Raw genomic sequence first — 14,916 nt, 5'->3', positions numbered from 1 at the left:
TCCCCGCATCATGCCGTCACGAATACGCGACGAACTCTGTTATTCCGTCTCCTGACTGGAGAGTGCCGTGTCTCAACGGATTCGTGTGATGCTCACCGAAGGGCCGGAGGGGACTCCGGAAAGCTGGGACGTGAAGTCGCTGGAAAGTGAGCCGAGAGTGAGAATTCTTCTCGGTAACCGCTACGAGCATTTCGAGTTCGCACACTGCTATACGAAGTCGGGCGGAGAATCTCTGCCCGTCTACCGCTGGTCCTACCGTACCTACATTGCCGAATAGGCCCGCACGCACGCTGTCGGGCGCAGCGCGGATCATCTCCCCCAGCAGTACAGGGCGGCTCCGCGCGGGCGCGGACCGACTGATCCGGAGGGGATCAAAATGATGACTCTTCTGACGCACGCAGGCGTATCGTGAGCGGGCCCGCCGCCCGCTCGGGCGGCCGACGGGCCCGGGACGTCGTGGTCACGGGCATCGGGTTCTGCCTGCCTGGTGACCGGGGTCCCGTCTTCACCGCGGACGACCTCTGGAACGTCGCCGCCCGGGGCGCCTCCTGTCTCATGAAGGACGACGTCTACTACGGCTCCGTGGACCTCTCCGACGCGATGTTCGACGAACGCCTCCCCGATGTCCCCCCGTTCTTCTCCCGGCACTACACCGCGGCGCACCGGTTCGGCCTGGTCTCCCTGGCGGAGGCATGCGCGGACGCCGAGCTGAGTCCCCGGTCGGGGGACCTGGCGGACGCGGCCATCCTGGTCGGGCGCGGCGGTGTGGACGCGAACATCGACAGCTATCTCGCCGTACTGCGCGCCGATCCCGAGAGCATCCCCGCGGCGGACGCGATGGAGTTGTTCGTTGCGGCGGAGCAGGCCGTCAGTCCGTCCGACGTCGCCCTCGTCCAGGGAGCGCTGACCCGGTCGAGGGGGCCCAACTTCACGGTGTCGTGCGGCTGCGCGTCTTCCGCCGTGCAGATCGGCAACGCCCGGCGCATGATCGCCGACGGGGAGGTCGACGTCGCTGTCGTGACCGGCGTCGACGTCTTCAGCATCAAACTGATCCGCAACATCCAGCGCCTTCTGCGGGGCGCGCAGAACACCTACGACGCGATCCGGTCAGACGACATGCCCGCCCTCCTGCCGTCCTTCGACTCCCTCATGCGCCCCTACGACCGGCGTGCCGACTGCATCAACCACGGGGAGGGATCGGTGACCGTCGTCATGGAGAGCCGGGAACACGCCTCCCGGCGCGACGCCCGCCTGTACGGACAGGTGCTCGCCCAGGCCACGACCCGGGACGGCCTGGCCAACCCCCTGGCGTGCGACGACAGCGGCAGCGAGCTGGTGGCCGCCGTCCGCCGATGTCTCGGCGACCGCTGGGACATCGGTCAGGTGCCCTACATCCACGGCGGCAGTGACGGCAATGTGGTGGTCACCGCCTTCGAGGCGAACGCGGTCAGGGAACTGTACGGATCCGCCGCCCACGATCTGCTGATGTCGTCCCAGGAAGGCTGCTTCGGCCACAACGGCGCTCCCGCCGGCTGCCTGGGCGTGGCCCTCACCCTGCTCATGATGCGGCACGGCGAGGTGTGTCCCACCGCGAACTGCGAACAGCCGGCGGACAATCTCACCTTCGACCCCGTTCCCGGCGTACGTACCCGCTCCCTCGACTTCGACTACGCGCTGAGTTTCAACTACCAGGTCGGCGGGGTGAAAAGCGCGATCCTCCTGGGGAGCCCGGATGTCTGAGGCCGCTCCTCGCTGACACCCGCCCCTCCCGGCGGCCTCCGTCCGCCGCAGGAGGCGGTGGCGCAACGCCCCCCGTACCGCCGCTGAGCGGGCCACCCGGCGGAGCCGTCTTCCCGTACCGCGTGGTTCGTCCTCCTTCCGCATTCATGTGCGCTCCTTTCCGTATTCCGTCGACAGGGAGAACTCCCGTGGGCCGACACAGGCATTCCTCCGGAACAGCGATGGCATCAGTGGCCGTGATCGGCATGGGCTGTCGTCTTCCCGGCGACGCCGACTCCCCCGCGGCCCTGTGGCGGCTGCTGACGGAGGGGCGGGACGCGGTGGGAGCACCCCCGCCGGGACGCGAGGACCGGTCCGCCCCAGGGGAGCACGCCTCGGATCCCGACCGGCGCGCCCATCCTGAGCTGGGCGGTTACCTGAGCGACGTGTCACGGTTCGACGCCGACTTCTTCGGTGTCTCCGGCCGCGAGGCCGATGTGCTCGACCCTCAGCACCGGTTGCTGCTGGAAGTGGCCTGGGAGGCGCTGGAACACTCCGGGCTGCCTCCGGACCGGCTGGCCGGCTCGCAGACGGGAGTCTTCACGGGCCTCAGTTACAACGACTACATGGATCAGCTCGCCGGGCAGCCCCAGGAACTGGAGGGCTCCATCCTGACGAACGGGCACTGCGTCGCCGCGGGCCGTATCTCCTATCTGCTGGGACTGCACGGTCCCAGCGTGGCACTCGACACGGCCTGCTCGTCCTCGCTCGTCGCGTTCCACCTGGCCTGCCAGGCACTGCTCCAGAAGGAATGCGATCTCGCCCTGGCCGGCGGTGTCACACTCATGCTCCGGCCCCGGACAACGCTGTCCTTCGCCAGGATGGGGATGCTGTCACCGACCGGGCGGTGCCACACCTTCGACGCCGCAGCCGACGGCTTTGTCCGCGGCGAGGGCTGCGGCGTCGTCGTCCTCAAACGCATGGCCGACGCGGTACGGGACGGTGATCGCGTCCTCGCGGTCGTGCGCGGCTCCGCGGTGAACCAGGACGGCCACTCCGACGGCCTGGCCGCCCCCTCCCCCGCCGCCCAACTGGCCCTGTTCCGGCAGGCGCTCGTCCGGGCCGAGATCGACCCGCGGGACGTGGGGATGATCGAGGCTCACGGAACGGGGACCCCGCTCGGTGACCCGATCGAGTTCGCCAGCCTGGCGCGGGTCTACGGAAAGGGCCACGGCCGGTGCGCGCTGAGCTCGGTCAAGACCAACCTCGGCCACCTGGAGCCCGCCGCCGGGATCACCGGACTGATCAAGACCGTCCTGTGCCTCCAGAACGGGCTCATCCCCCCCAACCTGCACTTCACCCGCTGGAATCCAGCCATCACCGCCGACAACACCCGTCTCTTCGTCCCCACCGAGCTGACCCGGTGGCCCGTACGGGCGCAGACCAGGCTGGCCGCGGTCTCCTCCTTCGGGTTCGCCGGCACCAACGCCCATGTACTCCTGGAACAGCCACCGGCGGCAAGCCACCGCGCCGCGCCGCCGCATCCGCGGCAGAGCCCGCCCGCCGCACCCGAGGTGGTCCTGGTCCCCGCCGGATCCCCGGCCGTGCTGCCGGACGCGGCACGGCGCCTGGCCGACTGGCTGGAGGACGACGGCGCGGACGTACCGCTGCGCGATGTCGCCCACACCCTGGCTCTGCGGCGCAGCGCGGGGAGGGGACGCCTTGCGGTGGTGGCCCGTTCGCGGAGCGACACGATCATCGCGCTGAGGTCGTTCGCGGCGGGCCGGGCGCATCCGGCCGTGGTGCCGGGAGCGACGAGTGTCACCGTGTCCCGGCAGCCGGTGTGGGTGTTCTCCGGACAGGGCTCGCAGTGGCCGGGCATGGGACGCGGGCTGCTGGATCACGAGCCGGCCTTCACGGCGGCCCTGACCGAGGCCGACTCCCTCATCCACGCCGAGTCCGGGTTCTCCGTACTGGACGTCGTACGCGCCGGTGAACCGGTGACCGGGTGTGCCACCGTACAGCCCGTGCTATTCGCCCTGCAGATCGCGCTGGCCGCCGCCTGGCGTGCCCACGGAGTCGAACCGGCCGGTGTCATCGGCCACTCCATGGGAGAGGTCGCGGCCGCCGTGGTGACCGGGGCGCTGTCCCTGGAGGACGGTGTCCGGGTCATCTGCCGCCGCTCCGCGTTGCTCACCCGGATCGCCGGAGCGGGCGCCATGGCGTCCGTAGGTCTCGACCGGGCCGAAGTGGAGGCCGAACTCGCCACGCGAGGCGCCGGGTCCGTCTCGGTGGCGGTCCTGGCCGCGCCGCACTCCACCGTCGTGGCCGGCGACACCACGGAGGTGGCACAGCTCGTCGCCGCCTGGGAGGCCCGCGGCATCCCCGCCCTCCCCATCGCGGTGGACGTCGCTTCCCACAGTCCGCAGGTGGACCCGCTGCTGGCCGAACTCCGCGCGGCGCTGTCCGGCCTGACCCCGCAGCATCCGAAAGTCCCCTTCTACTCCACCGTGCAGGACACGGGTGAGCCGCCGTCCTTCGACGCCGCCTACTGGTGCGCCAATCTACGCAATCCGGTCCGCTTCTTCCCGGCGGTGGCCGCGTCGGCGGCCGACCGGAACCTCGTGTACGTCGAGATCTCTCCGCACCCCGTGGTCACACACGCCGTCACCCAGAGCCTGGCCGGTCTGGTGGACGAACCGGTTGTACTGCCCACGCTACGCCGCGGAGAGGACGAGCCCACCACGTTCCGCACCCAGCTCGCCGCCCTGCACTGCGCGGGGGTCAACGTCGACTGGTCGTCGCTGTACGCGCACGACAGCCTCGCCGACGTCCCCACCATCACCTTCGACCGCAAGCGTCACTGGGTGGACGCCGCCCGTCCGGCCAGCACCGAAGGGCAGGGCGCCGCGGCCACCGCACTGCCGGGTCGTCACATCGAAGTGCCGGGCGAACCGGTACGTCACTGCTGGCGGGCGGACGCCGGGACCGCCGGGCTGCCCTGGCTCGCCGATCACCGGGTGCACGGCACACCGGTGCTGCCCGGTGCCGCCTACTACGCCGTCGCGCTGACCACTGCCTGCGAAGTGTTCAAAGCCGCCCCCACCGATGTGGAGGTCACCCAGGTTTCCTTCCAGGAGATGCTGCGACTGGCCGAACACACCGACCTGAGCACAACCGTGACCATGATTGCCCCGGACCACGCCACCTGCGAGATCTTCGGACGCGGCGGCGACGGTCAGTGGCAGGCACACGCCTCCGCCGTGCTGCGCCGCCTCTCCGTGCCCGCCCGCACCCGCGCGGCGTCCGTCATCACCCTGGCCCGCAGACACCCCCTCACCGTCGACCCCGTCGCCCTCTACGGGAATCTCCGCGCCCGGGGACTGGAACACGGGCCGGCGTTCGCCGGAATCACGGAACTGCACACCTCCGGCGGCCGGAACAGCTTCTGGGCCCGCGTGGTGATCCCGCAATCCGCACGGACCGCGGAGCACTCCCTGCGGGTCCACCCCGTCCTCGTCGACCTCTGCCTGCAACTCCTGGTCGCGGGGCCGGCCGAAGAGGCCGGCCAGGGACTGATCCTCCCCGTCCGGATGGGGACGGTACGGATCCAGGGAGACCCCGCGACCGCTGCATACGGCCACGCGCGGATCACCGGGACCACGGCCGACAGCGCCGTGGGTCATGTCCGTCTGCTGGACGAAACGGGCAGGCCCGTGATGGCCCTCGACGACGTGCGGTTCGCACGCCGAAGCCCGCGCACGAACGGCAAGGTCGACCAGTGGTTCCTCGAAGTCGACTGGCACCGGGCCCCGCGCCCGCGGGACGCCGAGCGGATCGCGCCCGGGAACTGGCTCGTCATCGGGGAGGAGGACGGAGACGCCGAGACACTCGCCGGCATCCTGCACGCGGCGGGGGCCCGGACCGAGGTGTGGGACACCCCGCGAACCGAGCGGCTGAGGCAGCTCAGCGACTCCCTCGGCGAACACCTGGCGACCAGCCCGGCCCCCCTGCGCGCCGTGGTGATGCTGTGCGGCACATCGCCTGCAGCCGAGGACGATCCCGCCGCAGGCGCCCAGGAGCGTGCCCGGCGCATGCTCGGAATCGCCCAGGCGCTCGCCCGCGGCACCGAGCCCCCGCGCCTGTACGCCGTCACCCGGAACGCCCGTGCGGTGGCTCCCGGCGAGAGTGTGGACCTCGGACAGAGCGCCCTGCGCGGCGTGCTACGTGTCCTGGCGTTCGAGCACCCGTCCATGCGCGCCACGCTGGTGGACACGGACGGCGGCGACAGCGCCCTGCGGAGCCTCGCCGAGGAACTGCTGGCCGACGGGGACGAGGACGAGATCGCCCTGCGCGGTACCACCCGTCATGTCGCCCGGCTCGGCCACGCCCCGCTGGCCGCCTCCGAACAGGTCGCGGCCGTCACCCGCACCCTCCGTTACGGGGTGGACGGATTCCGCCTCCGGGCGGGGCGCCTCGGGGACCTCGGCAGCCTGGAACTCGCTGCGACGGAGCGCCGGGCACCGGGCCGGGGCGAGGTGGAACTGCGCGTCCAGGCCGCAGGCCTCAACTTCCGTGACGTGCTCACAGCTATGGGCCTCCTGCCCGGCGAGCAGGACGTCCGCTACCGGATCGGCTTCGAGTGCGCGGGAGTGGTGACCGAGGTCGGCCCCGGTGTGGAACACCTGCGTGCCGGCGACCCGGTGCTCGCCGTCCATCTGGAGGGCGGCGCCTTCGCCTCATTCATCACCGTGCCCGCGACCGCCGTCGCGCCGATTCCGGGCCGGCTCGATCCCGTCGCCGCAGCGGGACTCCCGACGGCCTTTCTCACCGCCTGGTACGCGCTTCGCCACGTCGCCCGGCTCGGCCCCGGGGAACGGGTCCTGATCCACTCGGCCAGCGGCGGAACCGGTACGGCGGCGGTCGCCGTCGCCCGGCTGCTCGGCGCCGAGGTGCTGGCGACCGCCGGCAGCGAGGAGAAGCGGCGCCATCTGCGAGGCAGCGGGATCAGACAGGTCATGGACTCCCGGTCACTCGACTTCGCCGAGCAGACCCGTACCGCCACGCAGGGCGAGGGTGTCGATGTCGTCCTCAACTCGCTCTCGGGCGCGGCGATCCGCGCGGGACTGGAGACCCTGCGGCCCTTCGGCCGCTTCGTGGAACTCGGGGTGCGCGACATCCTGTCCGATGCTCCTGTCGGGCTGGCCCCCTTCCGGCACAACATCACCTTCAGCACCGTCGACCTCATCGAACTCCAGCGAACCCGACCCGACGTGTTCGCGACCGTGCTGCGTGAGGTCCTCACAGAGTTCGCCGAAGGCCGCTTGAAACCGTTGCTCTGCACCACATATCCACTCTCCAAGGCCACCGATGCCTTCCGGCTGATGGCCCGCGCGGGCCACATCGGCAAAGTGGTCCTGACCCTCCCGAACAAGGGGGAAGCAACCGCCGTCCTTCCCGACGGGCCGCCCGTCGTCCACACGGACGGTGCCTACATCGTCACGGGCGGACTGCGCGGACTCGGTCTGGCGACCGCGCGCTGGCTGGCCGAGCAGGGGGCGCGCCACATCGTTCTCAACGGCCGTACACCCCCCTCGCTCGCGGCCGCGCGTGCGATCAGGGAGCTGTCCGCCGACGGTACGAAGGTCACTGTCGTCCTGGACGACATCGCCAAACCGCAAACCGCCAGACGTCTGGTGGCCGCCGCCACCGAGAACGAGACACCACTGCGGGGCGTCGTGCACTGCGCCATGGTCCTCGACGACGCCGCCATCACCCATGTCAACGACCAGCAGCTGAACCGGGTATGGGCTCCCAAGGTCACCGGCGCGTGGCACCTGCACAACGCCACGGCAGAACACACACTGGACTGGTTCGTCGTCTACTCCTCAATGGCCTCGTTGCTCGGCAACCCCGGACAGGGCGTGTACGCCGCCGCCAACTCCTGGCTCGACGGCTTCGCCGTGTGGCGGACCCGCAGAGGACTGCCCACGCTCGCCGTCAACTGGGGGCCGTGGGGCGAGACCGGTGTCGCGACCGATTTCAGCAGCCGGGGCTACCAGACGATCCCCACGGGCAAGGGACTGCTCGCACTCCACGCGCTCCTGGCACACGGACGCGTCCGGACCGGGGTGATCCCCGGGGCGCCGGACACCTGGATTCCCGCCACCGGTCGGCACTCCTCCCTCTTCGGCCTTCTCGCCCCGGTCAAGGAACCCACGGCCGACACGTCCCGGGACATCCAGGCCACGCTCAGGGACCTCGCCCCGGGCATTGCCCGGCGAACCGCCCTCGAGACCTACCTGGCCGATCATATCCGCGCGATTCTCCGACTGGGCAGCACCACCCTCGACCCACAAACTCCCCTTAAAGCACTGGGGTTCGACTCACTGCTGGCCACAGAGCTGCGGGTCCGCCTCGAATCCGACCTGGAGGTCAGGCTCGCCGGCAACTTCGTCTGGCAGCACCCGACGCTGTCGGCACTCGCGGCGGGCCTCGCCGACCGCATGGGCCTGGACCTCCAGGACGCGGGCCAGCCCGCGTCAAGTACCTGACGGCGAGTGCCGGGCGGCCCGCTCGGCACGTGAGCGGGCCGCCGAGGCAGCGCACATGTGCCGCCGGTGCCACCACGGACGGCCCGGCCCGCCCGCAGGCGGCCGGACCGCCCCCGGCCCTGGTCCCCCACCACGGTCCTGGACCGGCCGGAACATCGTCCTGTCCGTGCCGGTTCATCGGTAAGGTCCTCCCTGCCCGGCCCCGCGCCGCCCGGGAAGGACGGTGGCACCTTTGCCGACCGAAACAGACGGAGCGTCGGCCGGAACAGAATGCTTCGGACCGGGGGGAACACGTGTATGCCTACTGGTGTCGTGAAGTGGTACGACCCTGAGAAAGTCATCGGCATCATCACGCCCGACGACGCGGGCCCGGAGGTCCGCGCACAGCGCTGCGCCGTCCACGGCAACCGCGAACTGCGCGCGGGTCAGAGAGTGCAGTTCGACATCTGGATGGACGCCAGCGGATCATGGGCCAACAACATCCGCCACGTCGACGGCGCCGCGGCAGCTCCGTGAGGCGGGTGATCCCGCGTCCCGATGCCCGCCGCGACGTCCCCGCGACTCCCGCCCGGCCGCCCACGTCGTGGTCGGTGACGACAGCGTCACCACGTCCGGGGCAAGTGCCACCGGCCCCGTGCCCTGCACGTGCGTCCGAACGATCCGCGTACGGTGGTCAGACCGCCGTACGGTACGGGACCGGTCTGCGCGTGCCCGCGCTCCCGCAACGCTGCGTTCCCGGGCTTCCCGGTCTTATGGCCAACGCTTGTCCGGTCCTCGTCGAGCTGGCGAAAGCCACGCGGTCACCGAGACCCTGGCCCGCAGCCGGGGCTGTTTCGAGCCGGAGGACATCGCGGTCCGGCGCCTCATCTCCGCGCACGCCGAGGAGTACGACCGTCTCCTGGAGGAGACGGAGGGCGAGCTGCCGGAAAACGGGTCCTGGGAGAGCTGTGCCTACCTCGGCTCCGCGGCCCTGGAACCGGTGGAACGGCTCATCAGAAGTCGGGCCGGTCGTCCGAGATCACGATCCGGGCGACGTAGATGTTCGGCCCGTCCTGGCCCGGTTCGGTGCCGCCGACGTGGTATTCGGCGAGCCCGACATCGCGGGAGAGCGGAGCCGAGTACCAGCCCGGCCGCCCCGGGACCGGCTGCGCCGGCGGCGGTACGGGGTTGACCCGCAGCTCGACGAGCAGATTCACCACCGCTGAGAACACGGACGCCGACACATCGGGAGCGAGCAGCGGGTAGACGGCCGGTGAGAGCCGTATCCGGTCCTCAGCGAACCGGGCGTTGAGCATCCGGCTCGGCTGCTCGCGCAGCCAGTCGTCGTCGAGCCGGGGCGGCGGCCGCCACCGTTCCAGGACGTAGAGAGGGTGCCGTCCCCGAAGACGTGGATGTCGGCGCCGACAACCCCGTACGCGAAACCGCCGGTGGCGGTGACGTGCTGGGAGTCCAAGTGCGCCCGCCCGGCTCCTGACGGACGATCACATCGCCGCCCTGAGAGGCGAACACCTGCGCGTGATCGTGGGCGACGACATGCATCACCCACCGCTGCCCCTCCTCGGGCACGAACGCCGCATCCGCTCGATGAGGTCGCCCAGCTCGCCCGCGAACTCCGGATGCTCGCGCAGCAGCTCCGGCAGCCTCAGCTGCCGGCCCGGCAGCAGGCTGTGCCGGGCCGCCGCCGTGTCGTCGGCCCGCGCCACGAGGGCGGCGTCACCGTCCAACAGCGCCGCGACCAGGGCGATCCGGCCGTCTGCGGCGGGCACAGCCTCCGGCCTGTCCTCATCCGGCGCGGCGCCGGCGACGCGCCGTCCATTCGGGTGATGTGGCGTCAAAGTTATTGCTGGCGCTCCACCCCGATGGGTTACTGAGGGGGTCCAATCCGGTGGGCCGCCCTTCCTGTCCGGGAGCGGCAGCCTGCCTGCTGTCCAGCCTGGTCGCCCTGGCGGCCGGCGACGGCGTGACTGTGCTGCCGCGATGTACTCGGCCTATTTACGCGGGAACAGACGACGGGGCCGGCATCTCCCGGTTGGAAACGGTGACTCCTTTCCGACGGGAAGCGATGCCCGCCGCGGTTCCCCTCCCCAACAGCAGGAGTACGCCATGACAGCGACATGCCCCCATTCGCCACGCGGTGGTGTGGCTCAGCGACACGGGCATGCGCCAGGAACCCGGTCGGGGACTGCCCGCCGCGGCTGCCGCCGCCTACGGTGCCGCGGCCGTGGGCGAACCTGGTATCGCCCGCCCGGCGCTCCTGCACTTCGCGGAACTGCTCGCGGACGCGGACCCTGATGTATGGCAGGCAGTCGGGATGGAGGTCGCGGGGGAGTTCGCGGCTGGTCTGCGTGCGCTGGGGATCACCTGTCCCTCACTGGACAGGTTTCTCGCGTTCACCGCGACGGTCGTCGGCCGCCTCGAATCCGTGCCTCCGCGGGCGGCGCACAATGTTCACCGCCTCGCCGAGCTCGGACTGATCCCGCCGCAGCGCGCCATCGCCCTGACCACCGGCGCGTCCGCGGAGCAGAAGGCACCCGAGGCCACCGCTGTACTTCTCCCCGATGCCTGGCGGGAGTACCGACTGGGGCACGTCGCCGGCACCGTCCGCGAACTCGTCCGGGCAGGATGGGCCGGCCACCGCGTCACCAAGGACGCCATCACGTTCGTCCTCGCCCAGCAGACCCCGGACGGCGCCTTCGGGCACCCCGCCTGTGACGACCCGGCAAGCCGCGAACGAGCGAGGCTGTCCTGGACACAGAGCATCGTCACGGCCCTCGTCGGCGCACACCTCGACCCCGGCACACCACACAGCGGCCAGAAAGCGACAACACCCGCCGCCCTTTCCCGATGTCCGGACCGTCGGTGACCGGCAGGGAATCCTCGACTGGCCGGACTCATCGAAATGCCGGTCATGGCAGATCGCGGTCCGGCCCTCCGGATCATCACCTCCGCGGCGCGGAAGTCTCCGAAGCCGCTCGGCCTGGCCCGGCGCGGACGGTCGCGGGTGTGGACCGATGATCGCGGGCGGTGGCTCGGGGTTGTGGAGTTCACCCCGCCACGCACTGCCTGACCGCCGTCGGCCTCGGTCAGGCCGCTTGACCGGTGGTGTGGTGTCAGGCGCGAGCCGCCGAGGACGGTCTTGGCGGTGGCGCCGGCGAAGTCCTGGTCATGTTCCGGCTGAACATCAACCCCTACGACACCTTCCGCCTCGCGATGGCAAGCGGCTCGATCCGGGGGTTCCTGTCAGCTTGCCTCGGCAACGCCCGGCTGAGGCGGCCTCAGTGTCCCGGCGCCCTCTGAGGGCGCGGCGGTGATGACGGTGCCGAGGATCGCGCGCGACGCCTGCAGATCTTCGATGGCGCGGGTGATTCGCTCGCCCTCCCGGCGCAGTTGGGTGAGCAGGTCCGGGCAGGTGGGCACGTCGCAGATGACCATTTACGAGAATGATCGTGCGTGACGCCCATGGCCCGAGGCTGCCGGTAGCGCCGGTCTTCGTTCCGGTGTTCCTACCGAAGCCGACGTATGCCCTCAACCGATGGCCTCTTACGGGAGGGGCAGGGGTGCGGCCTGAGCCCTCGGCAGTTCAGTGATCGGGCGAGTGCAGTCCCGTCAGAAGCAGACCCAGCAAGGTGCGGATCGCATCGGGCCGTCGATCGGCCTGCGTGGGGCGCAGCGAGGAGATCGCCATCAGGCCGACGCGGACGTCTGTGACGGAGGTCCCCCGCCGCAGGACCCGCTGCTGGTGTGCGCGGGCGACGAGTTGTTCCAGTGCTGCGGCGTGGGCCCGCCGGTCGTCGCGGAACGCGTCGCCTGCCGTGTGTGAGCCCAGCAGAGCCTCGTTGAGGCCGGGGGCCCGGATCTGGTGTTCCGCGAACCGGCGGATGGTTCCGCTGAGCGCGGTCCAGGCGTCCGGCTCCGCCAGCGCGGCCCGCATGCCGGCCCGGCAGGCCGCCACGTGCCCGGCAAGGGCCGCGCTGATCAAGTCCGTGCGGGTGGGGAAGTGCCGGTACAGCGTCGCGATGCCCAGACCGGCACGCCGCGCGATCTCGCGCATGGGAAGGTCCACGCCCTCCGTGGCGAAGGCCTCGCGGACGGTCGCGATGATGTGTTCATGGTTGTCGGCCGCGTCGGCCCTGGCTTTCCGAGTCACTTTTCTTCCTGCCCCTCTCATCTTCCCCTGGAGTGGAACAGATGCTTCGGAACGATGTTCATCTCATTCAAGCGCCCGGAGACTCCGGGTGGGAGAGGTGATCATGTTTGCTGTGCAGTTCGAGCGGTTCGGTCCGCCCGAGGTCCTGACCCTGGGTGCCGCGCCCGAGCCTCGTCCCGGCCCTCACCAGGTCCGCGTCGCCGTCAGAGCCACGGCGGTCTCACCCGTCGATCTCGCACTGCGCGAAGGCTCGTCCCCCGCGAGCAAGAACCTCGCCCTGCCGCACATTCCCGGCGTCGATGCTGCCGGAGTGATCGACGAGATCGGCGCCGGGGTAACGGAGTACGCCGTCGGCGACGAGGTCTTCGGCGCGGTCGACGTGGCGCGGCTGGGCGGGGCGAGCGCGCAGTACGCGGTCCTGGACTTCTGGACGCGCAAACCGCACGGCATGACGTGGGCCGAAGCCGGTGCGGCGGGCACCGGCGTCGAGACCGCGACCCGCGCCCTCGACCTGCTCGATATCCAGGACGGCACGACACTGCTGGTCGACGGTGCGGCCGGCGGCGTCGGCAGTATTGTCGTGCAGCTCGCGGTGGCACGCGGCGCCCGCGTGATCGGCACCGCACGCCCCGACAGCCACCAGTTCCTCAGGGAGCTGAGGGCCGAACCCGTGGACTACGGGCGCGGTCTGCCCGGCCGGATCCGCGCGCTGACCGCCGCGCCGGTCGACCGGGCACTCGACGTCGCGGGGGCCGGGTCGCTGAGTGAACTGATCGAATTGGTCGGCACCGCGGACAGCGTCGTCACTCTTGCCGACTTCGGGGCATCCACGTACGGAGTTCGGCTGTCCATGGGCCGCTTCGGCGGCCAGCCCGACGGCGTCCACGGGCTCGCGTCGGCCGCGGCACTCGCCGACCGGGGCCGCTTCCGTGTTCCAGTCCGGGATACCTACCCGGCCCATCAGGCAGCACAGGCACACGAGGCAGCCGCACGACCGCCCCGGCGGGGAAAGGTTGTCCTCGACATGACCTGTACCGGTTAGACCACGACCGACACCACTGAGCGCTCCACTGGTAGCACCCTCCTGTCTCCTCCGGCCGACACGGCCCCGGCCGCCGGGTCGGCTGACGCCGCCCACTCCTCGTCGTCCTCGTCGAGCCCGGCGGCGTCCGGATCGCGCAACGGCCGCAGCCCGCCGCCGGCCGGGGCGGAGGCGGAGGCGGTGAAGCCGTAGCGGCTCAGGACGTTCAGATCCTTGTGCTTGAGCGGGGAGAGCCGGGCCACGTCCTGTCGCGGATCTCGTGGCCCTCGGCACGGAGCTGGGCGACGGCGGCGTCGATGTACCGAGTGGTCCAGAGCACCACGCCATTCAAAACGAGACCGGGCGCCGTCGTTTCACTGCGCCGCTCGGCCCGGTTGCCCGCCACTCGACAGGCAACCTCATGGTTGCCTATTCTGGTGCGGAGATGACGATGGACGCGGCATTCAAGGCGCTCGCCGATCCCAGCCGCAGACTGCTGCTGGACCGGCTCAACGGACGCAACGGGCAGACCCTGCGGGAGCTGAGCGAGGGCCTGGCCATGAGCAGACAGGCGGTGAGCAAGCATCTGGCCGTGCTGGAGTCCGCGCGGCTGGTCACCGCCGTACGGCGGGGCCGGGAGAAGTTGCACTACCTCAACCCCGTGCCCATCCAGGAGATCGCCGACCGCTGGATCGGGCAGTACGAGCGCGGCCGGATGACTGCGCTGTCCCATTTGAAACAGGCCCTGGAAGGACCGTCCATGAGCAGGATGAGCAAGCCCGAGTTCGTCTATGTGACCTATATCCAGACCACCGCCGAGAAGCTGTACCAGGCGCTCACCGACCCCGAGTTCATCAAGATCTATATGGGAGGCACCGGTCCGGAGTCGACCTGGGAGGTGGGCGCCCCCATCCTCTGGAAGTCCGACCCGAACGGCGAGTTCGAGGACCTCGGCCAGCGGGTGCTGGAAGCGGAGCCCGGCAAGCGGCTCTCCTACACCTGGCACACCCTTCAGCCCATGCACCGGGGGCTGTTCGACTCGGACGAGGAGTTCGAGAAGGCATGCGAGGAGCACTCCCAGGTCACCTTCGACATCCAACCGGCCGAGGTGCCCATGATGGGGATCAAGCTGACCATCACGCATGACGGTTTCGACAGCCCGGAGAGCAAGATGCTGGAAGGCACGCACATCGGCTGGACCATGATCCTGTCCGCCCTCAAGACCCTCTTGGAAGGCGGAAAGCTCATCTCCGAGCAGTAGGCCGAGGTTCGCCGGGCGAGCGGGCCGCCGCCGACACGGCGCTCACGGCAGAGGGCGGCCACAGGGAGCCCCGGGAATCTGGCCGGCGAGCCGTGCGCGGCCGCCCGACGCCTTGTGGAAGACGCCGTCCGACGAGTCCGTGCGCTACCCGACCCGCACGCGGACAACGCCACCGCCCTCGTAGCGCGCGTCGCCTGACAATGGACAGCGGGCC

The 14,916-nt window shown here is 70.5% G+C and carries 11 protein-coding genes and 1 pseudogene; 7 read left to right on the top strand and 5 right to left on the bottom strand.

Annotation, left to right across the window (positions count from 1 at the left end):
• Positions 1-67: 67 nt before the first annotated feature.
• From OG214_RS38185 to OG214_RS38170, 4 genes are all read left to right on the top strand, one after another.
• Positions 68-277 carry a DUF5988 family protein gene (locus tag OG214_RS38185; RefSeq protein ID WP_331745989.1) on the top strand — a complete coding sequence of 70 codons (210 nt, stop codon included), beginning with the start codon at positions 68-70 and terminating at the stop codon, positions 275-277.
• Positions 278-408: 131 nt separating this feature from the next.
• Positions 409-1,740 carry a beta-ketoacyl synthase N-terminal-like domain-containing protein gene (locus OG214_RS38180; RefSeq protein WP_405987739.1) on the top strand — a complete coding sequence of 444 codons (1,332 nt, stop codon included), beginning with the start codon at positions 409-411 and terminating at the stop codon, positions 1,738-1,740.
• Positions 1,741-1,961: 221 nt separating this feature from the next.
• Positions 1,962-8,273, top strand: coding sequence for a type I polyketide synthase (locus tag OG214_RS38175; RefSeq protein ID WP_331745984.1), 6,312 nt, complete (start codon positions 1,962-1,964; stop codon positions 8,271-8,273).
• 297 nt (positions 8,274-8,570) lie between these two features.
• The gene (locus OG214_RS38170) at positions 8,571-8,789 is read left to right on the top strand and encodes a cold shock domain-containing protein (RefSeq protein WP_331745982.1); all 219 of its coding nucleotides are present in this window, start codon (positions 8,571-8,573) and stop codon (positions 8,787-8,789) included.
• A 476-nt stretch (positions 8,790-9,265) separates the two neighbouring features.
• Here OG214_RS38170 and OG214_RS38165 read toward each other — a convergent pair whose 3' ends face one another.
• Positions 9,266-9,568, bottom strand: coding sequence for a hypothetical protein (locus OG214_RS38165; protein WP_331745980.1), 303 nt, complete (start codon positions 9,566-9,568; stop codon positions 9,266-9,268).
• A 243-nt stretch (positions 9,569-9,811) separates the two neighbouring features.
• Positions 9,812-10,039, bottom strand: a complete 228-nt coding sequence (locus OG214_RS38160) for a hypothetical protein (protein WP_405987738.1) — start codon at positions 10,037-10,039, stop codon at positions 9,812-9,814.
• A gap of 392 nt (positions 10,040-10,431) precedes the next feature.
• On the opposite strand from OG214_RS38160, the gene OG214_RS38155 reads away from it, so the two are divergent.
• The gene (locus OG214_RS38155; protein WP_331745976.1) at positions 10,432-11,136 is read left to right on the top strand and encodes a hypothetical protein; all 705 of its coding nucleotides are present in this window, start codon (positions 10,432-10,434) and stop codon (positions 11,134-11,136) included.
• Positions 11,137-11,513: 377 nt separating this feature from the next.
• On the opposite strand, the gene OG214_RS38150 is transcribed toward OG214_RS38155, so the two are convergent.
• Together OG214_RS38150 and OG214_RS38145 are read right to left on the bottom strand one after the other, a co-directional pair.
• Positions 11,514-11,705 (bottom strand): hypothetical protein, encoded by a 192-nt coding sequence (locus tag OG214_RS38150; RefSeq protein ID WP_331745974.1) that lies wholly within the window; start codon positions 11,703-11,705, stop codon positions 11,514-11,516.
• Between the two features lie 148 nt (positions 11,706-11,853).
• Positions 11,854-12,420, bottom strand: a complete 567-nt coding sequence (locus OG214_RS38145; protein ID WP_331745972.1) for a helix-turn-helix domain-containing protein — start codon at positions 12,418-12,420, stop codon at positions 11,854-11,856.
• A 103-nt stretch (positions 12,421-12,523) separates the two neighbouring features.
• Between OG214_RS38145 and OG214_RS38140 the strand changes: the two genes are divergently transcribed.
• The gene (locus OG214_RS38140; RefSeq protein WP_331745968.1) at positions 12,524-13,462 is read left to right on the top strand and encodes an NADP-dependent oxidoreductase; all 939 of its coding nucleotides are present in this window, start codon (positions 12,524-12,526) and stop codon (positions 13,460-13,462) included.
• 98 nt (positions 13,463-13,560) lie between these two features.
• On the opposite strand, the pseudogene OG214_RS38135 reads toward OG214_RS38140, so the two are convergent.
• Positions 13,561-13,805, bottom strand: a pseudogene (locus tag OG214_RS38135) (Tn3 family transposase); the annotation flags it as partial.
• An 87-nt stretch (positions 13,806-13,892) separates the two neighbouring features.
• On the opposite strand from OG214_RS38135, the gene OG214_RS38130 reads away from it, so the two are divergent.
• Positions 13,893-14,702 carry a metalloregulator ArsR/SmtB family transcription factor gene (locus tag OG214_RS38130; RefSeq protein WP_331746076.1) on the top strand — a complete coding sequence of 270 codons (810 nt, stop codon included), beginning with the start codon at positions 13,893-13,895 and terminating at the stop codon, positions 14,700-14,702.
• The last annotated feature ends 214 nt before the right edge of the window (positions 14,703-14,916 follow it).

The organism is Streptomyces sp. NBC_00872 (assembly GCF_045161915.1).
Lineage (GTDB): Bacteria > Actinomycetota > Actinomycetes > Streptomycetales > Streptomycetaceae > Streptomyces.
Note: the sequence above shows the minus strand (reverse complement) of the source record. Positions and strands in the feature narration are given on the sequence as shown.